Source organism: Natrialba chahannaoensis JCM 10990 (genome assembly GCF_000337135.1).
Classification (GTDB): domain Archaea; phylum Halobacteriota; class Halobacteria; order Halobacteriales; family Natrialbaceae; genus Natrialba; species Natrialba chahannaoensis.
In genome coordinates this window covers 42,731-65,431 of record NZ_AOIN01000099.1, presented here as the reverse complement: position 1 = coordinate 65,431, position 22,701 = coordinate 42,731, and the positions used below count along the sequence as shown (strand labels likewise).

At 62.3% G+C, this 22,701-nt stretch carries 24 protein-coding genes and 2 pseudogenes; 12 read left to right on the top strand and 14 right to left on the bottom strand.

Going from position 1 to position 22,701, the window contains the following annotated elements; genetic code table 11:
* Positions 1-41: 41 nt before the first annotated feature.
* From C482_RS19140 to C482_RS19130, 3 genes are all read right to left on the bottom strand, one after another.
* Positions 42-479 (bottom strand): zinc ribbon domain-containing protein, encoded by a 438-nt coding sequence (locus tag C482_RS19140; protein WP_006169471.1) that lies wholly within the window; start codon positions 477-479, stop codon positions 42-44.
* A gap of 103 nt (positions 480-582) precedes the next feature.
* On the bottom strand, positions 583-1,305 hold the full coding sequence (locus C482_RS19135; protein ID WP_006169470.1) for a type I 3-dehydroquinate dehydratase: 723 nt from the start codon (positions 1,303-1,305) through the stop codon (positions 583-585).
* Positions 1,306-1,500: 195 nt separating this feature from the next.
* Entirely contained in the window at positions 1,501-2,481 is a 981-nt protein-coding gene (locus tag C482_RS19130) for a transcription initiation factor IIB (RefSeq protein WP_006169469.1), read from the bottom strand.
* A 212-nt stretch (positions 2,482-2,693) separates the two neighbouring features.
* Between C482_RS19130 and C482_RS19125 the strand changes: the two genes are divergently transcribed.
* The 3 genes from C482_RS19125 to C482_RS19115 all read left to right on the top strand — a co-directional run bounded on the left by C482_RS19125 (position 2,694) and on the right by C482_RS19115 (position 4,633).
* Complete coding sequence (locus tag C482_RS19125; RefSeq protein ID WP_006169468.1) at positions 2,694-3,278, top strand: DUF84 family protein; 585 nt, start codon at positions 2,694-2,696, stop codon at positions 3,276-3,278.
* A 239-nt stretch (positions 3,279-3,517) separates the two neighbouring features.
* Positions 3,518-3,739, top strand: a complete 222-nt coding sequence (locus C482_RS19120) for a DUF7123 family protein (RefSeq protein ID WP_004214903.1) — start codon at positions 3,518-3,520, stop codon at positions 3,737-3,739.
* Between the two features lie 198 nt (positions 3,740-3,937).
* The gene (locus C482_RS19115; protein WP_006169467.1) at positions 3,938-4,633 is read left to right on the top strand and encodes an HAD family hydrolase; all 696 of its coding nucleotides are present in this window, start codon (positions 3,938-3,940) and stop codon (positions 4,631-4,633) included.
* A gap of 42 nt (positions 4,634-4,675) precedes the next feature.
* On the opposite strand, the gene C482_RS19110 is transcribed toward C482_RS19115, so the two are convergent.
* From C482_RS19110 to C482_RS19095, 4 genes are all read right to left on the bottom strand, one after another.
* On the bottom strand, positions 4,676-5,320 hold the full coding sequence (locus C482_RS19110) for a winged helix-turn-helix transcriptional regulator (protein ID WP_006169466.1): 645 nt from the start codon (positions 5,318-5,320) through the stop codon (positions 4,676-4,678).
* A gap of 157 nt (positions 5,321-5,477) precedes the next feature.
* Positions 5,478-6,656 carry an SPFH domain-containing protein gene (locus tag C482_RS19105; protein WP_006169465.1) on the bottom strand — a complete coding sequence of 393 codons (1,179 nt, stop codon included), beginning with the start codon at positions 6,654-6,656 and terminating at the stop codon, positions 5,478-5,480.
* 127 nt (positions 6,657-6,783) lie between these two features.
* Entirely contained in the window at positions 6,784-7,488 is a 705-nt protein-coding gene (locus C482_RS19100; RefSeq protein WP_006169464.1) for an NfeD family protein, read from the bottom strand.
* 156 nt (positions 7,489-7,644) lie between these two features.
* Positions 7,645-8,613 (bottom strand): sugar phosphate nucleotidyltransferase, encoded by a 969-nt coding sequence (locus C482_RS19095; protein ID WP_006169463.1) that lies wholly within the window; start codon positions 8,611-8,613, stop codon positions 7,645-7,647.
* A gap of 105 nt (positions 8,614-8,718) precedes the next feature.
* Here C482_RS19095 and C482_RS19090 point away from each other — a divergent pair, with 105 nt between their 5' ends.
* Both C482_RS19090 and C482_RS19085 read left to right on the top strand, forming a co-directional pair.
* Positions 8,719-9,012: a transcriptional regulator gene (locus C482_RS19090; RefSeq protein ID WP_006169462.1), complete on the top strand. Its 294-nt coding sequence runs from the start codon at positions 8,719-8,721 to the stop codon at positions 9,010-9,012.
* Between the two features lie 388 nt (positions 9,013-9,400).
* Entirely contained in the window at positions 9,401-9,775 is a 375-nt protein-coding gene (locus tag C482_RS19085) for a DUF7344 domain-containing protein (protein ID WP_006169461.1), read from the top strand.
* Positions 9,776-9,820: 45 nt separating this feature from the next.
* On the opposite strand, the gene C482_RS19080 is transcribed toward C482_RS19085, so the two are convergent.
* The 6 genes from C482_RS19080 to C482_RS19055 form a co-directional block, all read right to left on the bottom strand.
* Positions 9,821-10,333: a Rieske (2Fe-2S) protein gene (locus C482_RS19080; protein ID WP_006169460.1), complete on the bottom strand. Its 513-nt coding sequence runs from the start codon at positions 10,331-10,333 to the stop codon at positions 9,821-9,823.
* A gap of 109 nt (positions 10,334-10,442) precedes the next feature.
* On the bottom strand, positions 10,443-11,375 hold the full coding sequence (locus C482_RS19075) for an aminotransferase class IV (RefSeq protein WP_006169459.1): 933 nt from the start codon (positions 11,373-11,375) through the stop codon (positions 10,443-10,445).
* Positions 11,372-12,154, bottom strand: a complete 783-nt coding sequence (locus tag C482_RS19070) for an anthranilate synthase component II (RefSeq protein ID WP_006169458.1) — start codon at positions 12,152-12,154, stop codon at positions 11,372-11,374. The genes C482_RS19075 and C482_RS19070 overlap by 4 nt, the downstream gene beginning before the upstream one ends.
* The gene (locus tag C482_RS19065) at positions 12,147-13,982 is read right to left on the bottom strand and encodes an anthranilate synthase component I family protein (RefSeq protein WP_006169457.1); all 1,836 of its coding nucleotides are present in this window, start codon (positions 13,980-13,982) and stop codon (positions 12,147-12,149) included. Before C482_RS19065 ends, C482_RS19070 begins: the two co-directional genes overlap by 8 nt.
* A gap of 133 nt (positions 13,983-14,115) precedes the next feature.
* On the bottom strand, positions 14,116-14,901 hold the full coding sequence (locus C482_RS19060) for a DUF4332 domain-containing protein (RefSeq protein WP_006169456.1): 786 nt from the start codon (positions 14,899-14,901) through the stop codon (positions 14,116-14,118).
* A gap of 153 nt (positions 14,902-15,054) precedes the next feature.
* Positions 15,055-15,891, bottom strand: coding sequence for a shikimate dehydrogenase (locus C482_RS19055; protein WP_006169455.1), 837 nt, complete (start codon positions 15,889-15,891; stop codon positions 15,055-15,057).
* Positions 15,892-16,039: 148 nt separating this feature from the next.
* Between C482_RS19055 and C482_RS19050 the strand changes: the two genes are divergently transcribed.
* The 6 genes and pseudogenes from C482_RS19050 to C482_RS22540 all read left to right on the top strand — a co-directional run bounded on the left by C482_RS19050 (position 16,040) and on the right by C482_RS22540 (position 20,343).
* Positions 16,040-17,002 carry a calcium/sodium antiporter gene (locus C482_RS19050; RefSeq protein WP_006169454.1) on the top strand — a complete coding sequence of 321 codons (963 nt, stop codon included), beginning with the start codon at positions 16,040-16,042 and terminating at the stop codon, positions 17,000-17,002.
* A 103-nt stretch (positions 17,003-17,105) separates the two neighbouring features.
* The gene (locus C482_RS19045; RefSeq protein WP_006169453.1) at positions 17,106-18,452 is read left to right on the top strand and encodes a D-aminoacyl-tRNA deacylase; all 1,347 of its coding nucleotides are present in this window, start codon (positions 17,106-17,108) and stop codon (positions 18,450-18,452) included.
* 158 nt (positions 18,453-18,610) lie between these two features.
* Positions 18,611-18,913: pseudogene (locus C482_RS22925) on the top strand (cell division protein FtsZ); the annotation flags it as partial.
* A 35-nt stretch (positions 18,914-18,948) separates the two neighbouring features.
* Positions 18,949-19,689 (top strand): annotated as a pseudogene (gene ftsZ / locus C482_RS19040) (cell division protein FtsZ); the annotation flags it as partial.
* Positions 19,690-19,864: 175 nt separating this feature from the next.
* Positions 19,865-20,119: an SRPBCC family protein gene (locus C482_RS22545; RefSeq protein ID WP_241431961.1), complete on the top strand. Its 255-nt coding sequence runs from the start codon at positions 19,865-19,867 to the stop codon at positions 20,117-20,119.
* A 20-nt stretch (positions 20,120-20,139) separates the two neighbouring features.
* The gene (locus C482_RS22540) at positions 20,140-20,343 is read left to right on the top strand and encodes an SRPBCC family protein (RefSeq protein ID WP_241431960.1); all 204 of its coding nucleotides are present in this window, start codon (positions 20,140-20,142) and stop codon (positions 20,341-20,343) included.
* A 140-nt stretch (positions 20,344-20,483) separates the two neighbouring features.
* Here the strand turns inward: C482_RS22540 and C482_RS19030 are convergent, their stop codons facing one another.
* A complete protein-coding gene (locus C482_RS19030; RefSeq protein WP_006169452.1) occupies positions 20,484-20,825 on the bottom strand; it encodes a 2Fe-2S iron-sulfur cluster-binding protein in 342 nt (113 codons plus the stop codon).
* 213 nt (positions 20,826-21,038) lie between these two features.
* On the opposite strand from C482_RS19030, the gene C482_RS19025 reads away from it, so the two are divergent.
* The gene (locus C482_RS19025; RefSeq protein ID WP_006169451.1) at positions 21,039-22,454 is read left to right on the top strand and encodes a geranylgeranyl reductase family protein; all 1,416 of its coding nucleotides are present in this window, start codon (positions 21,039-21,041) and stop codon (positions 22,452-22,454) included.
* Positions 22,455-22,701: the final 247 nt, after the last annotated feature.

Here is a 22,701-nt window from a genome sequence, read left to right as displayed (position 1 = left end):
CTGCGGTACTGCCTGGGCAGTTCACTGCTTGGCTGTGTGACCTACTTCGCGTTCACGTCTGCTTCTGCCTCTGCATCAGCCACCGGTTCGAGTCGCGTCGTACACCAGTGACAGAACGTCAGGTCCTCGTCCAGTTCCTTGCCACACTCCGGACAGGACGGTCCACCCTCACCGTCTGCGTTGGCGTTCGATCCAGGTGGAAAGCCAAGTCCGCGGAAGGTCGCGTCGATCGCAGCGAACAGGGCGATAAAGGAAAAGAGGAACTGTGTAATCGTATCTGTCTCGGTAGCGACCGCAGTCATGCTATCGGAGACCGAATCAGCCGCGGCAATCTCTCCGGTCGGAAGAAAGATCACTGCTGCAGCGATGAACAGTCCGCCGAAAACGAGCGCGCGGATCCAGTCACGGATCAGCGCGTGGCCGGCACCGGGGAGGAACAGAGAAACGCCGCCGGCAACGAGGGCACGAAGCCATGTCATCGTATGTACTGATATGTGAGGCGACTCCTTAACATTCCGATTCTGTTTGCTGTTCACTCGAGTCTCTCGGCTATCCGTCTCGGCGCTGTGAGACCGGCCGACCTCAGTCGTCTACCGGCTCTAACTGTGTTACCAGCCGTGAGAGCGTCTCGAGATCGTACTGGCCCGGTGCAGTCGCCTTCGCCGGGTCGACCGGCGCGTAGCCGATTCGCGAGCCATACACCGGCGCGACAGCCCGTGTGTGGCTCCCGGCAGCGCCCATTGCCATCGTGGCGATGGTGTACTCACCTTCCTGTGCGAGCTGGTGTGTGACGGTCAGCAACGCCAGTGCATCGCTTCGGTTCATCGCCGTTACGGCGAGTTTGCCGACGTCGCCGTATCGACAGGCGTCGGTGAGCGTTTCGCTCATCGCGGCGACACTGGGCGTTTCCTCGAAGTCGTGGGCAGAGGCCACGACGGTCACGTCGTGCTCACCAGCCGTCTTGCTGAGCGCTGTGGCTGTCCCGTCACGTAGCGACGCGAGTTCGATGTCAATCGCCTGTACCGCATCCAGTTTCGCCACCTCGCCAAGCGCACGCAGGCGCACCTCGTCGTCCGCTGCCTCGCCGCCTTCCCAGTCAGCGCGATTCGTCGCCAGCACCGGCAGTGCATCGGCCGTCTCTCCGTACGTCGAGTCGTACGACTCGAGTGCAGCGACTGGTTCGGTAGCCAGATCCATCCGGAACTCGATCACGTCGGCGTGATCGCGTGCGGCTGGCTCCTCACTGAGGTCGGCTGTCGACGCGGCGAGTGTGAACGATTCGAATTCGAGACCCTCGAGACCCATTCGTGTGCAGTGGTGGGTGAGTGATCGAAAAACGGTGTCGGTTGTTGCAGTTTGTGTGGTGTTGTGTTGCTGTTGGTGTTGGTACTGGTGGTGCTGTTGCTGTTCAGGTATGAATCGCAGTAGTGTGCGACCGGTGTCGACACTAGTGTTGAATACTGCTGTCGATATAAAAACCGAGAACTGCAAAACCCGAATTCAGGCCAGTCCGAGCGTCTCCTCGGCTTCGAGGAGTTCGTGGTAGCGGTTTCGGATCGTGACTTCGGAGATGTCAGCAACGTCCGAAACGGCGGCCTGGGTCGTCTTCTCGTTGGTCAGTAGGGCAGCGGCGTAGACGGCTGCGGCCGCGAGGCCGACCGGCGACTTGCCGCTGTGGACGCCCTTTTCCTTTGCGTTCTGGAGGAGTGCACGCGCGCGGTGTTCGGCTTCGTCGGAAAGATCGAGCCCGGAGGCAAAGCGTGGCACGTAGCTCTCTGGGTCTGCAGGCTGGACCTCGAGGCCGAGCTCACGGACGACGTAGCGGTAGGTGCGTGCGATTTCGTTCTTCTCGACACGCGAGACGTCTGCGATCTCGTCGAGCGAGCGAGGAACGCCAGCCTGGCGGGCAGCAGCGTAGACACAGGCAGTGGAGACACCTTCGATCGAACGTCCGGGGAGCAGATCCTCGTCGAGTGCGCGTCGGTAGATGACAGATGCGGTCTCACGGACGTTGGTTGGCAGACCGAGTGCGGAGGCCATGCGGTCGATTTCACCGAGTGCCTGCTTCAGGTTACGCTCCTTCGAGTCGCGGGTCCGGAAGCGCTCGTTCCACTTGCGCAGGCGCTGCATCTTCTCGCGCTGGCGGGACCCAAGCGAGTTGCCGTAGGCGTCCTTGTTCCGCCAGTCAATGTTCGTCGACAGCCCCTTGTCGTGCATCGTGTTCGTCGTCGGGGCACCGACACGGGACTTTTCGTTCTTCTCGGCGGCGTCGAACGCACGCCACTCGGGACCACGGTCGACGGAGTCTTCCTCGACGACGAGCCCACAGTCCTCACAGACCGTTTCGCCGTGCTCGTCGTCGACGACGAGATTACCCGCACACTCCGGGCAAGCGAGGTCGTTTTGCTCGCTTTCCGTCTCCGATTCTTCCGTTCGTTGTTCGCTACGTCGTACTCTTGTGTTTGATGGTGCGTTGGTCATACGATGGCAAATACTGCCCGGACAGACGGCTGCAAAAGCCCGGACGGATTCGTTACCTACTTCGTTCCGAGACACACGGGTTAAGGATTTCGGAATCCGCGTTCGATACCCCGCGAAAACGCGTAATTCGTCGGAACTGGTATGAACAATGACGATAAAATCCGCAACCCCGAACCGGCGAATCCAAGTGTGGACCGCGCTCACCGTCAAACATGGAGATTGCGGTTGGCAGCACAAACCCGGTCAAGGTTGACGCAGTCGAACGGACACTCGAGTCGCACAACTGTGACTGTGACTGTGATCATGGCTGTGATGACCACTGTAGTTGTGACTGTCTGGTGCTGAACCCAACAGTCACCCCAATCGAAGTCGACTCCGGTGTTCCCGAACAGCCCTGGTCGGTCGAAGAGACGATCACGGGGGCGCGAAACCGTGCCCAACGAGCGTCCGACACGACGAGGGCCGACTACGCCGTCGGACTCGAGGGGGGCGTCGCACAGTTCGACGGCGTCGACGGCCTTTCACTCATCATGTGGGCCGCCGTCACTGACGGAACTCGTGTCGAAGTCGGCAGCGGCCCGACCCTTCGCCTGCCGGACGAAATCGCGACCCGAATCGAGAACGGCGAGGAACTCGGCCCGGTGATGAACGACGTTCTTGACACGACTGCCATCGCGGAAACAGAGGGCGCTGCCGGGGTTCTTACTGACGGTCTCACAGACCGAACGCAGGCGCTCGGCGAGGCTGTTGCCTGTGCCTTCGGTCCCTTTCTCACTTCGTACTACGATACCGCGTAGTCTGCTGTACGTTCTGTCGCTCATGCACTTCCTGTGGTGCCCGGCCACGACCAGTCTAACAGTCACCTCCCCATGAGAGTCTATCTCGTGAATCCATTAACTGGCCGTACCAACTTCTCCTTTCCAGCCGATTATTAACTGATTACTTGCCCTGAAAATCGCAAGACGGAAGCTCATTAACCGCACGTACCAAACCCCCTAAGGGTGGCCCCGTCGTCTCATCTGATATGAGCACCGCAATGGCCCCCGACCTCACGAGCAAACAACGTCAGATCCTGCAGTACTTCCGGGAACACGCTGCAACGAAGACGTACTTCAAATCCCGGCTCATCGGGCAGGAACTCGGGATGACGGCGAAAGAGGTCGGCTCGAACATTAGTGCACTCCAGGAAGGTGACTACGATATCGAGATCGAGAAGTGGGGCTACTCCTCGAGTACCACTTGGAAGGTTAGCTGCTGAAGCCCGATTCACGTCCGCTCTTGGTTCGGCGATAGCTCTGGACCGCTGGATCTCCGGTTTCCGGTCTCCTGACCACCAGACCTGATTTCGACCCTGTTTTGAGCAGCCACTGAACTGTTCGTTCGAGCGACAGTGAGCAAACGCCGCAGTCGCTGCCCCTTCCTTTATCCACTTCTTTGCGCAACTACGAACTGACGAATGACGATACCGATCCTCTTCGACATGGACGGGATCATTCTCGAGGGTCCCCGCACCGAGCCGCAGGTGTACGCCGACGCGGCCGACGCCGCGCTCTCCGATTTTGGCGTCTCACCAACACCCGAACAACGCCGCGACCTCAGACGACACGGCACCGATGCAGTCGAGCGCCGCTGCGCTGAACTCGAAATCGACCCCGATAGCTTCTGGAAGCGAAAGGAGCGCTACGCCTCCGAGGGCACACACGAGCGCCTCCGAACCGGCCAACGCGGCCGCTACGATGACACCGACGTGCTCGCCGACCTCGCCGAGCGCACGACGATCGGACTCGTCACCAACAACCGCCACCAGACCGCCGAGTTTGTCGCCGACTACTACGACTTCGCGTTCGACGTCGTCCGTGGACGCGACCCGACGTTCGCGGGCTACCACCGACGCAAGCCAGATCCCTACTACATCGAGGACGCACTCGCCTCGCTCGAACTGGATAGCGGCGACACCAACAACGGCCGGCGAGGCCTCTACGTCGGCGACTTCGAAAAAGACGTCACCGCCGGCACCGCCGCCGATCTCGACACCGTGTTCGTCCGTCGCGACCACAACCGCGGGCTGGAACGCCCCGCCGACGCGACGTACGAACTCGAGTCTCTCTCGGAACTGCCCGATATACTCGAGGAGTTAGCGGCTGCAGACTGAGGTGATGTTCGTATTCAGAAGCGGCAACGCGAAGCGGCGCACTCAGACCGTGTTTGGATCAGTATCCAGTTCAGCGTCGTAGTTCAGATACTGATCCGCGTTGTGCGCGACCTGCGTTGCCCGCTCGTCGAACGAGTCTGCGTGACGAACAACGAGCAACAGGACCGTCGTCGGCCGCTCAACCGTATAGCCGCCCTCCCGGGAGAGCAGTCCTGCCTCCTCGAGTTCACCGGCGTACTTGCTCACTGTTGGCGCAGAGACTGAGAGCGCCTCCGCGAGGTCGCCCGCAGTTGCGTCGGGGTTGGCGAGCAGTTCGACCAGCATCCCGCGGGGCGTCTCCCGTCGAAGGTAGCCGAGCGCTTGCTTTTCGAACTCGTCGAAACGATCTGCGAGCACGAACCGCTTGTAGTCGCCGTCGCTATACTGCTCGATCGTGTCTGCGTCCTCAAGTCGCCGGAGGTGGTGCTGGGTTTCGCCGGTACCGAGCTGGAGGTCGTCCCGGATCTTCGAGAAGTGTGCACCCGGCGTCGTCGAGAGGTAGCCCGTGATCGCGTCGCGAGCGTCGCTGTCGCCGGACTCAGCCGATGCTGTCGTGGAAAGGCCAGCGAGCGGGGTAGACGCGCCGACGGCGGCGAATCGGCGCAGGGTCGCTCGTTTCTCGTCGTCGACCCCGTCGGACGATGTCATGTCTGTCTACCATCCGAAAGAACGTCAACCGTAAAACCGGTTTCGCTCCGTTTCGCTCAGCAGGATGTGATCATCAGGGACGCTAACGACTCGTTAGTATGCCGTTGGACCTGCAAAAAAGGCGATTCGCACCGCGGATCGTGGTCGAAGCAGCGGCTTAGTTCGAGCTGTCGGTGCCAGCCTCGTCGACCGGCGACCCGCCGTCAGTTTGGCCCTGGCCCTGGAAGTCCTGGTCCATCTCTTCGATGACCTCATCTGGATCCGAGATTTCCGCAGGATCCTGGCCTTCCTTGATCGCCTGGGCTTCCTGTTCCATCGCTTCGACGTCCATGTCGGCTTCCTGATCGATCTCGCCAATGATCTCGCTGATGTCGTCGAGACCGATCAGTTCGCGCGTCTCCTCGTCGAACCCGAGGCTCTCGAGTTCGGTGCCGTCTTCCTGGACGTCGCTGCCGGAGAGGTGCTTGCCGTAGCGGCCGACGAGCGACGAGAGCTCCTGTGGGAGAACGAAGGTTGTGGACTCGCCCTGTCCAATCTCGGCAAGCGTCTCCATGCCCTTGTCGATGACGGCGCGCTCGCCCATCGATTCGGCGGAGCGGGCGCGGAGGACGGTCGAGATAGAGTCACCCTGTGCTTCGAGGATCTGGCTCTGCTTTTCACCCTGTGCACGGATGATCTCACTCTGCTTTTCACCCTCTGCCTTCTCGACAGCACTGCGGCGTTCACCCTGTGCTTCGAGAATCATGGCACGGCGTTTCCGCTCCGCGGAGGTCTGTTGCTCCATCGCACGCTGGACATCCTTCGATGGGTTGACTTCACGGACCTCGACGGATTCGACGCGGATACCCCACTCGTCGGTGGGTTCGTCGAGTTCCTGGCGGATGCGGGCGTTGATCTCCTGGCGCTTGTTGAGCGTGTCGTCCAGTTCCATGTCACCCAGCACGGCACGGAGGGTCGTCTGGGCGAGGTTCGAGGTCGCCTTCTTGTAATTGTCGACCTCGAGGAAGGCCTTCTTCGCGTCCATCACCTTGATGTAGACGACGGCGTCGGCGGTGACGGGCGAGTTGTCGCGGGTAATTGCTTCCTGACGGGGAACGTCCAGCGTCTGCGTTCGCATGTCGAACCGGTAGGTGTTCGAAACGAACGGCGGGACGAAGTTGATACCCGGCTCCAGGAGCTTGCGGTACTCGCCGAAGACGGTGAGGGCACGTTTCTCGTACGCGTCGACGATTTCGATCGCGCTAAGCAGTGCAGCAACGACCACGACGAGCACGAGGGCACCGAGGAACAACACGGCACCACCAGTGGTTTGTAGGGGGATCAGTTCTGCGACCATATCCCTCTCTTGCGGCGGTGACGGGAAAAATGTTCCCTTGTTTAACCAATTTTTGCTACATGATTACATGGTGAATACGCCGCAACTGCGGCGAACTCATCCGACTCGAACGTCTCCAACTGTGCAGTTACCCGGATTTCTCTGTCTCCGTCACCGACTCGTCGATGCTGCTAGTGTTGGTGTTGGTATTGCTCCCAGTCTGTGTCTCTGTACCGCCCGATTGAGAGGTCGTACTCGGCTCTCCGTTCGAGTTCGTCGACTCGCTTGTTGCTGAGTCCGTGTCCGTGTCCATGTCCGTGTTTGTGTCTGTCTCTGTTTCCGTCTCACTCGCGTTCGCCGCGAGTGCACGGTCAATTTCGTCCTCACCGATCGCGCCGAGCGATTCGACGGTCAGGATATTCCCGCCGCCAGGGTCCAGGACGATTATTTCTTCGCCCTCTTCGATGGTGCCATTGGTCGTGCGAGCGCTGTAGAACGGGGCGAAGCCGCCGTCGTCGAGTTTGACCTCGCCACCGCGGGTCGTGACTGTCTCAGTAACGTAGCCCGTCGAGCCAGCTAGCGTGTCCGAATCCGAAGTCTGGGCGGTCCCCTTCCCGCCGTAGAAGTCGAACTCGTTGTAGATGTAGGCCGCGATAACGCCGATGAGCAGAGTCAGGCCTGCCAGAATGAACGGGCTGCTGACCGGAAACAGGACTCCAATCAGACCCGCACCGACCAGCGCAATCCCGATCACGATGAGGTGTGCTCCTGGCGAGAGAGCCTCGAGTGCCATCAGTACGAGACCCGCCGATAGGAGCAAGAGCGCCACGTTCCCAAAGAGGGCGTCGAGCATACCTGATGCTAAGGGCTCACCCTGATTAAATGTTTACCGCGTTTCACTCCACGGTAACGCCATCTCGAAACTATCTCATCGTTGAGTATCGCCGGTCTGTTGCCGCCTAGCTGGTCAAGGCGTGACCAGCTCAGCTCCGAGACATCTCTAACACGTCTACGATCCGTTCGTGATCGTCGTATGCGCCCCGATGAGCGCACCCGCGAGATCCAGATTCTCGAGATGAGTCCCCTCGTCGATGATCGACCGACGTATATCGCCGTTCTGGACCGTCGCATCCGGGAATATCACCGCATGGTCGAGATTCGTCCCCTCGAGTGTCGCACCGTCCATCACGTGGACGTTGTCGCCGATGGAGGTGTCCTCGAGTGTCGCCGAGTCTGCGATCAGCGACTCCCCGTCGAGATGCCAGGAGACGGCGTCGAGGTAGCTCTCGGGCGTCCCGATGTCGAACCACGCGCCCTCGAAGGTGTAGGCGTACGTTGGCTCGCGGTTCTGGAGCCACTGGACGAACCAGCCGGGTTCGTCGGGGTTGTTGCCCTCCTCGAGGTACGTCGGCAGGAGGGTCAGCGAGTCCTGCGGGAACGCATAGCAGGCGATCGAGACCAGTGTCGAGTTCGGCTCGTCGGGTTTCTCCTGGAAGTCGACCACGCGGTTGTCCTCGAGTTCGACCAGTCCGTAGGATTTCGCCTTCTCGCGGGAGCCAACGTCGTACGCAGCGAGTGTTGGCGCGTCCTGTTGCTCGAAGTAATCGACGAACGCCGAGACATCGAAGCTGATCAGGTTGTCGCCAGCGATGATCAGCAGGTCGTCGTCGACGTTCTCACGCTCGATGAGCTGTGCGAGTGCGCCGACGACGCCGAACTTGTCGTTTTCCTCGGTCGTGTCCTCAACGGAGAGCTGTGGCTTCTCGAACTCACTCTCCGTGAGATGGGCCTCGAAGTCGGCGGCAAAGCGTTCGTTCGTGCTCACGTACACCTCGTCGATTCGCACGTCCGCCTCGAGTTCGGCGAAGATGCGATCGATGACGGTCGACTCACCGATCGGGAGGAACATCTTGGGCCGATGCTTCGTGATCGGCCACATCCGGGTTGCATAGCCACCTGCAAGGACCACGGCCTTCATGGCCCGTGATTCACCAGCAGGATGTAAGTCACTTGCCCTTTCACAGGTCTCGACTGCGGCGGGCGGAGCGGCAAACGGATAACGGTCGCGGTGATACACCCGATCATGCGAGAAGCCGACGAAACGACGCGCCAGCGACTCGCAGACGCGCTGCGTGCCGAGCCGGCGACACCGAGCGAACTCGCAGTCGAACTGGATCTCACACCGCAAGCGGTGTTGCGCCACGTCGAACACGTCTCCCGATCGGTCGATGCGGCGGCAGACGAACAGTTACTCGTCGCCCCGCCACGGTGTCGCGACTGCGGTTTCGAGTCGTTCGACGACCTCGTGAACCGCCCCTCGCGGTGTCCCTCCTGTAAGAGCGAGTCCATCGAGGAGCCAACGTTCACGATCGAGTAAGGACCGGATTGTCGCCCGTCCACCGATCGGAAAGCCGCGAACAGGTAAGAATGTATGATAAAACTGAGGCGGATTCGACACTAATATTTATCGTGGCACCGAGAAACCGGTACGTACTCGCAGGTGGTGACTGCCCAGAATGTGGTCCCAGGCCGTTTCGGCGATTCCGGCTCGGATTCAGACTCCAGCCGATTTCGATATCTCCGGACGGTACTACCGGTCACCGGCTCGAGACACACGCTGCTGAATTCGTTCGCCGTCTCACCTTCGACCGAGACCGAGATCCAAACTCAAACCGAAGCCGAAATCGAAACCGAAGCCGAAACCGAGATCGTGTCCCGCCACACTCTACCATACTCCACCACACCCACCCCACACCCCCACCACGATGACTGCGACCTCACACACGACGACCGACCGCGCCGCGTTTATTCTCGCGGCACTCGAGTGGCTTGACCAGTGCGAGCACGGCCTCGATCCGGAGGCGGTCGATTCGGCGTTCGACCTCCTCGCGAGCGAGCGCCGCCGGCAGTTCCTCACCGTAATGATGACCCACGAGGAGGCGATTACTCTGCCCGATGTTGCGGAGGAAGTCGCCGTCCGCGAAACGGGCGAGCCCGTGACCGAGCTGTCGGCCCAATGCGTCGCAAACGTCTACATCTCGCTGTATCACGACCATCTCCCGCGACTCGTCGATGCGGGGCTCATCACGTATGATCAGGAGCGTGACCTCGTTCAGCCGGCAGCGGTTCGCGACCACTAACGGCTCGGGGACTCACTCGGCAGTGGTTTCGTCGATACCATCACTTCAGAACTCGACGTTCGATGTCGACGTCAGATCGCCGTCCGTCTCGACTGGACCACGACCGACGAACTCGTAGTCGTCATCCGCCAGGTAGACATCACCGTCGACGACGGTCGTCTCGAGTGCGGCAAGCGTCGCGCCCTCGCAGGGACCGTACGTACACAGTCCGGAGTCAGCTTCGAAGTACGCGCCGTGATTCTCGCAAATGAGTTCGTCGTCTCGCATGGCCGCCCCCGAGCCCTTGTCGAGTTTGATGTGCGTAAAGTGCTGACAAAAGTTGAGCCAGCAGGAGACGGCGGTTGCGGTGTCGGTGTCGTCGGTTTCGGTGGCGACGAGGAGTGCCTCCCGTTCGTCCTTGCAGTCGACACCGCCGTCGCTACAAGTCGTCATCACTTCCTCGCTGTTGTCACTGCCCCGTTCCTCACACTGATCTCGTTCTGCAACTCGAAACAGAAGCGTCGAGTCGGTCGGCACGGCAGAAAGCGGTGCAATTCGTCCGTCAGCGTCTGTCCCCATCGCCACGCAGTTTTGAGTCGCGGCTGGTCAACGTTTCGACTGCGCTTTGGGTGTGTCACGACGAGCCGTCACCCCAGCTCTGTCAAGCAGTCCGACCACTACCGGCTGGTCACAGCCAATCACCCGTCCGCGAATAACACGTCCGTTCGACCAACTCGTCGTACAGCCCCGACAACTGCGCCGTGATCGGCCCACCGCCGATCGGTGTTCCATCCAGACTCGCCACCGGTCGCAACTCCCACGTCCTGTTCGTGAGAAACGCCTCATCCGCCCCCGTAACGAACTCGAGTTCGTACGATCCCGTCTGGACCGGGACATCCGTTTCGGCAGCCAACTCGAGGACGAACTCGCGCGTGATCCCGGGGAGCACGGAGCCGTCGGCTGCGGGGGTGTAGAGCGTCTCGTCGCGGACGAAAAACAGGTTGCTTGTCGCGCCTTCGGCGACCATACCGTCAGTATCGTACATGAGCGCCTCGTCGGTGGCTCGGTCGAGTTCGGTGCGGGCCAGAATGCCGTTGAGGTAGTTGTGTGTCTTCGCGCCCGCGGGAAGCGATTCGTCGGGGATTCGCCGCGTTTCGACGCTCTGGAGGACGGCGGGTCGGTCCCAGACGGTCTCGCCCTGGAAGCCACCACGGGGGAGCGGCTTGACGTAGACGACGACAGTGGGATCGTCGGCGGGCTGGGGTGTGAGTTTCCCGGGTTGGACGCCGCGCGTGATCGAGAGGCGCACGTAGGCGTCCTCGATGTCGTTCGCCGACAGTGTCTCATCGATTCGTTGGTGGAGGTCGTCCGGCGAGAGTCCATGATCGAGTGAGAGCGCCTCGCAGGTCTCCGCGAGGCGGCGCATGTGGCGGTTCCAGCCGAAGATAGTGCCGCCGTAGGCGCGAAGCGTTTCGAACGCACCATCGCCGTAGCGAAAGCCGCGGTCGTCGACGCTGACGGTGGCCTCGCTCGCGGGGACGAGGTCACCGTTGACGTGGTAGCGCAGTTCGCTGTCGGTCGAACTGATGAGTTCGTCCGCTCTATCGATACCGTTCGTCATCGCCGCTCACCATCAGTCCGAGTCGTGTCCGTTTTGCTCGTGTCCATTTCGGTCGTGTCCGCCTCAGTAGCGCCCGTCTGCGTGGTGTCCGCGGCGAACTCGCAGAAGTTGCCGATCATCTGTTTGCCCAATGTGAGTTCGATGCCGTCTGTGTCATCCGTGCCGTCCGTCTCGTCCGTCGCTGTAGCCCCTGTTTCATCGTGCCCTCTCCGTTCGTGCTCCGAATCGAGCGCCCGTGTCAGAATACTTTCCGGATGGAACTGGACGCCGATGTGTGGTTTCTCTCGGTGGCGAACCGCCATCGAGATTTCCCGCTCGTCCGTCGTCCGAGCCGTCTCGACCACCGACGCTGGCAGGTCGTCGCGTTCGACCGCAAGCGAGTGATACCGCCCGACCTGGAAGTGGTCCGGGAGGCCGGCGAACACACCCTCGCCGTCGTGGCTGATCGTCGAGGGCTTCCCGTGGACGACATCGGGCGCGTGGCCCACCGGTGCGCCGTTAGCCGCACACAGTGCCTGGTGGCCGAGACAAACACCGAGGATCGGGTACTCGGTCTCAGCGAACAGCGGAATCGAAACACCGGCTTCTTCGGGTGTTCCCGGTCCCGGTGAGACGATGATTCCCGTTGGGTCGAGCTCTCGAACCGCCGCGAGGTCGAGTTCGTCGTTCCGGCGGACGATCACCTCGTCTGCAACCTCTCCCACATACTGGACGAGGTTGTAGACGAACGAGTCGTAGTTGTCCACGACAAGCAATCGCGTCGGCTCCTGGTTACTCATCGGGATCACCTCCGTTCATCTCGTTTCGCTCCCCGCTCACTCCATCACACTCTCCGTTCCCACTCATTCCATCACGTTCTCCGTCCTCACTCACGCCATCGCGTTCCCCGTCCCCGTCGACACCCATCTCAGCCCGCTCACCCAGCGCATCGTCGACCGCGTTCACCAACGCACGCGCCTTGGCCAGCGTCTCGTCGTACTCGAGTTCCGGCTCCGAATCGTGGACGATCCCGGCACCAACCCGGAGGTGATATTCCGCGTCCTGACGGACCAGGGTTCGGATCACGATGTTGAGCGTTGCCCGCCCGTCGAAGCCGAAGATCCCGACGCTGCCCGTGTACGGGCCGCGTCGAGTGGACTCGAGTTCGTCGATGATCTCCATCGTCCGCGGCTTGGGTGCACCAGTGATCGTCCCCCCGGGGAACACCGCCGCGATGGCGTCGGCGAGCGTCTCGTCGGCTCGAAGCCGGCCAGTCACGTCCGAGACGAGGTGCATCACCTCGGCGTAGCGGTCGACCCGGCGGTACTCCGAGACTTCGACGGAGCCGTATTCACAGACCTTTCCGAGATCGTTTCGCTCGAGGTCGACTAACATTGCGTGCTCGGCGCGTTCCTTCTCGTCTGCCAGCAGGTCGGCCTCGAGTTCGGCGTCCTGTTCTGGTGTCCCACCGCGTGGTCGAGTGCCTGCAATGGGCTCGGTTCTGACGTAATCGTTGGCGTGCGCTCTCGACCGGTGGCCGCGATCGGCCGTCGAGGTGTGTGCCACTTCGCGCTCGAGCAGCAACTCCGGACTCGCACTCACCAGATCCGCCGCCCCGAACTCGAGTAGGCACGAGTATGGCGCGGGATTCACACGCCGGAGCGCGTCGTAGGCCGCGACGGGGTGGACCGCCGCGGGGGCGACCAGTCGCTGGGAGATGTTCGCCTGGAACGTGTCGCCGTCGCGGATGTACTCCTTGACTCGCCGAACGCGCTCGGCAAACGTCTCGCGGCCGCAGGTGCTTTCGAACGTTGACTCCGTGGTGTCGATCGGTGGCTCACCGATCGTGGCGTCGCCGTCCTGTACGCGCCGGGCCAACTCGAGTGCGCGGTCGCGGCCGTGTTCGTAGGCGGCTTCGAGGTCGTCCCGACTGTAGACAGGGTCGGCGGCAAGTGCTGTGGAGGCGGTGGACGGATCAGCCGAGGCAGCGTTCGACAAACCGCGAACCCGCGGACACGCCGTAATTCGCAGCGTCACCTCGTCGCCCTCGATTGGTTCCTCCCACGACACCAGCCGATCGTACGTCGCGACTTCGAGCTGTGGCAGTCCCCGGTCGTCGACCGCCGATTCGGGGAGGTCCTCCAGTTCCCGTGCCACGTCGTAGGAGAGCCACCCGATCACACCACACGGGTACGGGACCGTACAGTTGCCGCGGGCGAGGCCGTCTGTTTCGAGGAGTCCCTCGAGTGCGGCGAGTGTCGGTGCGCTAGCGCCGGTGGCTTCGTCTGTCTCGTCCGAACGCTGGCGCGTAACTGCGTCGGGGGTGACTCGCAGGCGGTCGACCGGCTCGACGCCGAAGTAGCCCCAGCCGGGCTGGCCGCCCGTCGTTTCGAGAAATGCGCCGTTCGTGTCGAATCCGTCCGTTTGCTCACCCGTGATCGCGTCTCGCGAACGCCCTACTCGGGCGCGGCGGTACGCCAGAAACGGATCGGTGACTGTCGTGGTGACCTCGACCGGGACGCGAATCGGTCCGCGCGCCGTTCCGTCCGAACGCCCAGTTTCACCGTCGGCTGACTCGAGGGCGGCTCGGAACGATTCGAAGGATGTGACGACGCGCGGCTCGCTCATAGGCGTCGAGAGGAACCAGTTCCCTAATCATCTTACGGTAGCGAGGAAACCCGTGCTTTAGCACGAGGAGGAATCGCGTTCGTTTATGTTGTGGTTCTGGGGCTGTGCTCATCGCCGTTAAAAGCAGCGTGGGTTACCGGACCTCGGCGCGGTCGATCCAGCCCTGAATGCGGGTTTCGGAGATATCCGTTCCCTCGGCGAGCTCGGCCGCATCGGCCTCGGCGAGTTCGGCGACGGTTTCGACGCCGGCACCTTCGAGGCGGTCGGCGTAGGCCGGTCCGATCCCCTTGATTTCGGTGACGGATTCGGCTTCGGACTCGGACTCGGACTCGGATCCAGATTCGACTGCTGTCTCGTCGCTGTCCGATTCCTCGGTTTCGTCGGCGGCAGCTTCGTCGCCCTCGTCAGTGTCGGCCTCGTCCGCCTCATCATCCGGCTCGGTCGCGGACTCGACCTGTTCTTGTTCGTCGATATCCGGCGTCTTCTCTTCGGTCGGTGCGGCGTCAGTCTCCGACGGCCCGGTTGCTTCGGCGGGCTCTGCTGCCGCTTTCGGGTCGTCGGTCGTCTCGGTCACTGATCCGGTCGACCCGGCTGCGCTGGTGCCCGCTGCGGCAGCGTCAGTCTCGGGTTCCGCCTCTTCGATCGTCGGTTCGTCGTCGGAGTCGGTTGTGTCTGTTGCGTCTTGCTCTTGCTCCTGTTTCTGGTCCGCTTCCTGCTCTTGGTCTTGGTCCTGCGACGAGGTCGCTGACGCAGGTGCCGGCGTGCCCTGTGCCGACGACTCCTCGTCGGTAGCCGCCTCACCCTGGTCGCTGTCCGACCGTTCGCGTTCGACTGTCACACCAACGTCCCGAGACCCCCGGCGCTCCGAACTCGAGTCGTCGAGTCCCAACAACGACTTCAGCTTGTCGAGGATTGCCATTAGTCCGACATAGTCTTCTCTGTCACTTAAATTCGCCTGATACGATGGCCCTGAAACCGGGTTTGCGCCCACACTTTCGATGGCAATAGCCAGTGTACGCTGTCATCGATCAACTGTGCCACTCGTCACTACGCTCTGGCCCCGGCAAGACGGCTACAACTGCGCCCGTAGCGCCTCGTTCATCACATCGACCGGAGCCTCGCGGCCAGTCCACAGCTCGAACGCCTCGACGCCCTGATACAGCAACATCCACGCACCGTCGACCGTCGTCGCCCCAGCGTCGGTCGCATCACGTAACAATCTCGTCTCCAGTGGCTGATACACCGCGTCCATCACCGCTAGGTCGCCGTGGAGCGCGTCCGCCGGCACCGGCGTCTCGTCCGCTTCCATCCCGACGCTCGTCGCGTTGACCAAGATATCGGCGTCAGCCAGCAGGGACTCGAGTACTCCCTCGTCCAGCCCGTGCCCCGTCGCGTCCGGCACGTCCGCCGCGAGTTCGTGTGCGGTCGATTCCGTCCGGTTCGCAATGGCGACGGTTGCGCCCGCGTCGGCGAGCGCGAACGAGATAGCGCGGCCGGCACCGCCGGCACCAACGACGACTGCGTCAGCGCCCGCCACGGTCACGTCGTGTTCGCGCAGCGCGCGCAGCGCGCCGGCGGCGTCGGTATTATGTCCGGTCGCTCGTCCCGACGAGTTCGACCGACTTGAGTCCGGCTCGAAATCGATGGTGTTCACCGCACCGATTCGGGTGGCCAACTCGTCGGCCTCGACGAGGTCCAGCTCGAGCACGTCCTGCTTGAACGGGATCGTTACGTTCAGCCCCGTGATGCCGAGCGCGTCAGCGCCGGCGACTGCGGCCTCGAGATCGGACGGGTCGGGTTCGAAGGTGACGTAGCGCGCGTCGTATGTGAGTTCGTCGTAGGCGGCTTCGTGCATCGGCGGCGAGCGGGAGTGCCCGACGGGGTTGCCGAGCAGTCCGAAGACGTTCATAGCCATGTTGGCTCGTAGTCGACGCGGGGGCGACATAACGGGTGTGACTCCGGCAGGGTTTCCCGTCGGTCATCATTCAGGAACCTGCCACAGATTCTGCTCTTCTTGTTTCGCGTTGCTTATACGACAATTCCGAGTATCGGCGTGTATGCCCGTCGACTTCGGACTCGGATTTGCCGTCCTCCTCCTCGTCGCCGGCGTCGTCGCTCTCTATGCTGGTGCTGAACTCCTCGTTGCCGGTGCCGGCCGGCTCGCGCTCGGTATCGGGCTCCGGGCGGCGACCGTCGGTGTCACTGTGATCGCGTTCGCGACGACCGCGCCCGAACTGTTCGTCGCGACGATCGGCGCGCTCGACGTCTCGACGGACATCGGGCTTGGTGCGGTCCTCGGCTCGAATATCGCAAATATTGGCCTCGTGCTTGGCGTTGCAGCGCTCATCCGCCCGCTCCCGGTCGGCGATCTCGTCATGCGCCGACACGTTCCAACGATGGTGCTCGCCGCGGTCTTGCTCGTCGTCCTCGGGGTCGACGGTACTCTCGGACGACTCGAAGGTGTTGTCTTCCTCCTCGTACTTGCCGTCTTCACCAGCTACCTGCTGTATGCGGCCAACGCGGACTCGGTGCCGCTGGACGACGCCCCGGAAACTGATGAGGGCAGCCGCGACGGTGTCTCCCTCCGAGACATTGGCCTCGTCCTCGCCGGCCTCCTCGCGCTCGTCCTCGGCTCGCGCTGGCTCATCTCCGGTGGCACCGACCTCCTTTCGGCGCTTGGCTTCTCTGACCTCTTCATCGGACTCACGGTGCTTGCACTCGGTACCTCGCTGCCCGAACTCGCGGCTTCCACCGTCGGCGCGATCCGCGACGAAACCGGCTTCGCCATCGGCAACGTCGTCGGCTCGAACATCTACAACATCCTCGCCGTCCTCGGCATCGTCGCCGTCATCACGCCGATCCAAGTTGCCCCAGAGACACTCCGTCTCGAGTTCCCCTACCTGCTCGGGTTCACCCTGCTGCTGGTTGGGCTGATGGCTCATGGCCGGCGGCTGAGTCGGCTCGACGGCGCGATTTTGCTCGCCGGCTATGCGGGTTTCATCTACCTCCTGTTGCCGTAACCGGCCGAAAGCGGACGAGTTCTCCTGTCGAACAGAACTACTCGACGTCTCATACGGACTGCTGTTCGACAGCATTAACGACACCCAGCACGCCAGCACGAATATGACCGAGACGGACGTTGCGATCGTCGAGAGCCGCGCCGATCGGGCGTCGGTGCACATCTGCGACCAGCTTCGCGAACTCGCAGACTGGACCGAACACCGGGACGAGGTCCGCCCGGATGCCGACGGCGGCGGTACCTACTACACCCTCGCTGACCTCGACGGCGTCGAACTCCGATCCTTCGAAACGCTGCACATCGAACTCGAGTCCCCCGCCAACGCGTTCGACTGCGACCCGGACCTGCTCGTCTTCGCTTCCCGCCACTCCGGCGATACGGGCGCGCTGCTGACCGGCCACTTCACGGGCAACTTCGGCCCGGCCGAGTACGGCGGCGACGACGACGCAGTCGCCGAGGCCTGTCCGAACGCGCTCGCGGAACTGCTCGCCGCGTTCGACAAGTTCGCGCCCGATGGCTACGAGGTTGGGATGGAGTGTACCCACCACGGCCCGACCGACGTTGGTTGTCCGTCGCTGTTCGCCGAACTCGGCAGCGACGACGAACAGTGGGACGATCCCGAAGGCGCACGCGCCGTCGCCCGCGGAATTCTCGAAATCGCACGCGACAGCGTCGCGCCCCACCGAGATCGACAACTCGTCGGCTTCGGCGGCAACCACTACGCGCCGCGCTTCGAACGCGTCGTCCGCGAAACACCCTGGGCCGTGGGCCACATCGCGGCCGACTGGGCACTCGAGTCCATGGGCCATCCGACGGCCCATCGAGCGGTCATCGACGCTGCCTTCGAGGCCAGCCAGGCGGACGTCGCACTGCTCGACGGCGAGTGGCCGGTACTTGAGTCCACCCTGGACGAGGCGGGCCACCGCGTGGTGAGCGAGACGTGGCTCCGGGAGGTCGGCGACCGGCAGTTCGACCTCATCGACGCGGTTGAATCGACGTTGGGGACGGTCGAGGAGGGCGTCCGCTTCGGCGAGCACCGGGAGCCGTCGTTCACCCTCGTCGACCTGCCAGGTGACCTGATCGACACTGCGGAGGGAATCGACCCCGAGCGCGTCCGAGCCATCATCGAGGCCCACACCGTCGCGTTCACGACGGAAAACGGCGGCAGCCGCGTCGGTACCCAGTTCGCGCTGCCGGAGGGTGTCGGGCGACTCGAACTCGTCGAGGAATTGGCGGAGGTACTCGAGTCCGCCTATGAGACGGTCACGGTCGAAGCTGACGCAGTCGTGGCCGAAAAGACAGCGTTCGATCCAGCGCTTGCACAGAAGTCAGGCGTGCCGGAGGGGCCGAAGTTCGGCGCGCTCGCGAGCGGCGAGTCGGTAACCGTTGATGGCGAGGAGATTACGCCCGGCCGCGTCGAGCGCCAGCAGATCGATAGGTTCGAGATTTGAGTTATTTGGAGGGAGAGTATAAGTAGTAATTACCCAATTACGGGAGTTGATTGTTATGCAAGCACGGTCCGACAGGTAATATCCTAGTAACATGTCAGCCAGGTGGCTGACGTGTAGGGGAAAGGTAATTATGCTCCATCGTTTAGAAGGGGCCAAGAATGGACTCACTCATCGACGACGCCATCGACGAGGCCGAGGAGGGGGAGCCGGCCGACGCCCCCGCGGACGGTCAGTCGGCAGACGGGTCAGAGAGTAGACAAACCGGGACGATGACAGACGACGAGCTGGAGGACGTTCTGCAGGACCTCCAGACCGACATCACCGTCGTCGGCTGCGGCGGTGCCGGCGGGAACACCATCAACCGGATGCACGAGGAAGGTATCCACGGCGCGAAGCTCGTCGCCGCGAACACCGACGTTCAGCACCTCGTGGAAATCGAAGCCGACACCAAGATCCTGATGCTGTCTCTTATACACATCTNGATGTGTATAAGAGACAGGACATGGTCTTCGTCACCGCCGGACTCGGTGGCGGTACCGGCACCGGCTCGGCACCCGTCGTCGCGAAGGCGGCCCGCGAGTCGGGCGCGCTAACGATTTCGATCGTCACGACGCCCTTCACCGCGGAGGGAGAGGTCCGCCGAACCAACGCCGAGGCGGGACTCGAGCGCCTGCGCGACGTTTCTGACACCGTCATCGTCGTCCCGAACGACCGACTGCTCGACTCCGTCGGCAAGCTGCCCGTCCGCCAGGCGTTCAAAGTCAGCGACGAGGTGCTGATGCGCTCGGTGAAGGGCATTACCGAACTGATCACGAAGCCGGGTCTCGTCAACCTGGACTTCGCAGACGTTCGTACCGTGATGGAACGCGGCGGCGTCGCGATGATCGGACTCGGCGAGTCCGACTCCGAAGCGAAGGCCGAGGACTCGGTCAAAACCGCCCTGCGATCGCCCCTGCTCGACGTCGACATCTCCGGTGCCAGCTCCGCGCTGGTCAACGTCACCGGTGGTAACGACATGTCTATCGAGGAAGCCGAGGGCGTCGTCGAAGAGATCTACGACCGGATCGACCCCGACGCACGCATCATCTGGGGGACCTCGATCGACGAGACACTTGAGGGCAGCATGCGGACGATGATCGTCGTCACCGGCGTCCAGTCGCCACAGATCTACGGGCGACCGGAGGGTGAGACGGTCCAGCCCGAGATGGACGCCGACGATATCGACTTCGTCGACTGATTGGCAGGGTTCGACAGTTCCTGTCGACGGCTGAGTAAGCAGACTACCACTTCACCGCCACGGTTCTGGTAATCTCTTTTTGACCTGAGACACCTCCTATTTGTCCCGCGTCCGCTGAGTACAGCACGACGGCGACAGAGTAATGTAATTACATCAGTACGCCATCAGCTTTTGTATGCCAACCTGTGAACGGTGTTTAGTGTTCCCGGTCGCGTTCGAGACCGTCTGGGAGTTCTACGACGGTGTCGAGGAACTAACGGTGCTGACGCCCGACTGGACCGGGATGTCAGTCTCTCACGCCGTTGGGCCGGACGGTGAACCCGATCCGGACGGCTACCGTGTCGGAACTGAAGTCCATCTCGAGTTGCAGCCACTCGGCATCGGCTGGGTTCCCGAGAGCGAGTGGGTTGTCGAAATCGTCGAGAGGTAGCGACGGACCGGGCACGCTTCGTGGACGAGCAGATTGGTGATCGGGGACCGTACGACACATGGCGTCACATCCACCAGTTCGTCGACCTCGGCGAGGAGACGCTCGTTCGTGATCGAATCGAGTACCGCGTTCCGTCGGCGGGCAACTTACCGCTCGCGTCGCCGCTGCTTGCGGGGATGTTGTGGTATCGACATCGACGGACACGTGCGTTGCTCGCCGAGTAACGGCTTTCGAACGAACGCTGGTCCACTGCTAGCAGTCGTTTCGGTGAAAGTGCACCCGGCTGGTACTCCGGCAAACAGTCGCAGTCCAAGTCCAGGTACAGGTACAGGTACAGGTACAGTTGCAGGTACAGAAGACCGACTCAGTCGTCAGCCGCAGCAGTGTCACCGCCATCTGCACTTCCGGCCTCGAGATCCGATTCGATGCTCGGTGGGTACTTGCCGCGCTCGAGTTTGAGGTCTGACTGCGGGCGCGCCATGCAGGTCAGGGCGTAGGCTTCTGCCTCCTCCTCGGTGAACCCGCGGGCCGCTGGCTGAGTGACCTCACCCTCGATGATCTCGGCCGAGCAGGCCAAACACATGCCAACACGGCAGGAGTACTCCTGGGCGATGCCCTCCTCGAGACAGCGGCTCAGAATGGTTTCCTTGTCTGAGCAGGTGATCGTCTCGCCCGTGCCGACGAACTCGATCGTATATTCGGTCATACGGGGTGCTACGAAGAACGACACTAAAACTCTTTATTACAGATCTGTCCTCGAGGATAGGACGAAACTCACGGTGGGAAACGTATCCATGTCCGAACCACTCTACTGTGCGGTCGACCGAGGCTGGAGCCGACGCTGGCACCCATTTTGTCCGTCGGTCGAGGACGGAGTGACCATAAAACGTTTTCTTACCACGGTGTCCACACTGTTGATATGAGCACACAGGAACAGTCGGCTGCCGGGTCGACATCCGAGGCCGAAACCCGATCACCCGACGTGGTCGTCGTCGGCGCGGGGACCTCGGGTTGTTACGCGGCAGCGACAATCGCGCAAGCGGGCTATGAGGTCGTCGTCCTCGAGCGAAAGACCGAGGAGGAAGCGGGCCACATCGCCTGTGGTGACGCGCTCAAGGGAGCCGACGCGTTCCCCGATGCGATTCCGAAGTCCAAACTCGAACCCGCGTTCACCAACACCGGCGTTGATCACGGCCGCTTCGAGATTCCACAGGAGGATACCGTTCTCGAAATCCCGGTTCCCGGCGAACTCGCCGTCATCGACCGCTGGGAGTACGGCCGACGCATTATCGAGGGAGCGGCCGAGGCAGGCGCGGACTTCCATTACGACACTGTCGTTCAGAATGTCACCCAGAAAGACGACGGCGGACAGGTCACCGGCGTCGAGGCGATCAGGAAGGGCCAGCCGCTCACCTACGAGGCAGACCTCGTTATCGACGCTGCGGGCGCGCTCTCGGTGTTGCAGGACAACGTCGACTTCTCGACCTCAATGTTCGACACCAACGTCAACTACTCGCACTTCTGTTCGGCCTACCGCGAGGTCGTCCACGTCGAGGACCCGGTCGAGTGGTCGGACGCGCTCGTCTTCAAGCCGACCGAGCGCGCCGCAGGCTACCTCTGGTACTTCCCGCGGACGGAGACTGAGATCAACGCGGGCCTCGGCTTCCAGATGACTGAGGAGCCGATGAAACTCGTCGACGACCTCAAACACGACCTCGAGAACCGTCCCGAGTTCGACGGTGCCGAGATCGACGACAAACTTGGCGCTGCACTGCCGACTCGCCGGCCCTACGACTCGGCCGTCCACCCCGGTTACATGGCCGTCGGCGACGCTGCAGGTCATGTCAACCCCACCACCGGGGGCGGTATCGCCGGCGCAGCCTACGCGGGCAAGTACGCCGCCGAGCAGGCTATCGAGGGACTCGAGACGGGCGATGTCAGCGAGAAGGCCCTCTGGGAGTACAACCAGCGCGTCATGGACCACTTCGGCGCTCGCTACGCCGCACTCGACGTCTACAACATCCTCTCGACGGCCATCGACGTCGACGACCTGATGGGGCTGCTCGCCGCGATGCCCGGCGAGAAACTCGCCGAGGCCCTCTACGAGGGCAGCACCAGCGTCGGCCCGAAGCTCGCGTTCGAGAGCCTACTCAACAGCCGCGGTCACTGGGGCACTATCTGGACACTCTTCCAGACGAAACGCTGTGCCGACGACCTGCTCGACCTCTACGAACACTACCCAGACCATCCCGCCGCACTCGAACACTGGCAGCAGCGCCGCGACGACGTGATGGACGACGTATACGAGGCGACCGGCGCAGATCCGAAGTACTAGTCGCTCTCACTCACGAACAAGTGATCCACGCGAGGAAAATATCGATCGTCGCGTCGGTAACCCGTCGTATCTACATCTTGTGACCAGAGATACGTAAAGAAACGAGTGCCCTGTGGGTACGACCGAGATGGAGACGCTATGGCCGCGAGGTGGACTCGAGTACCGCTGTCTCTCACACGATCCAGACACTGTCTTTCCACGCCGACCACTACCGGCTGTCAGCTGGAGCCAGTCCGCCGTAGTCTGA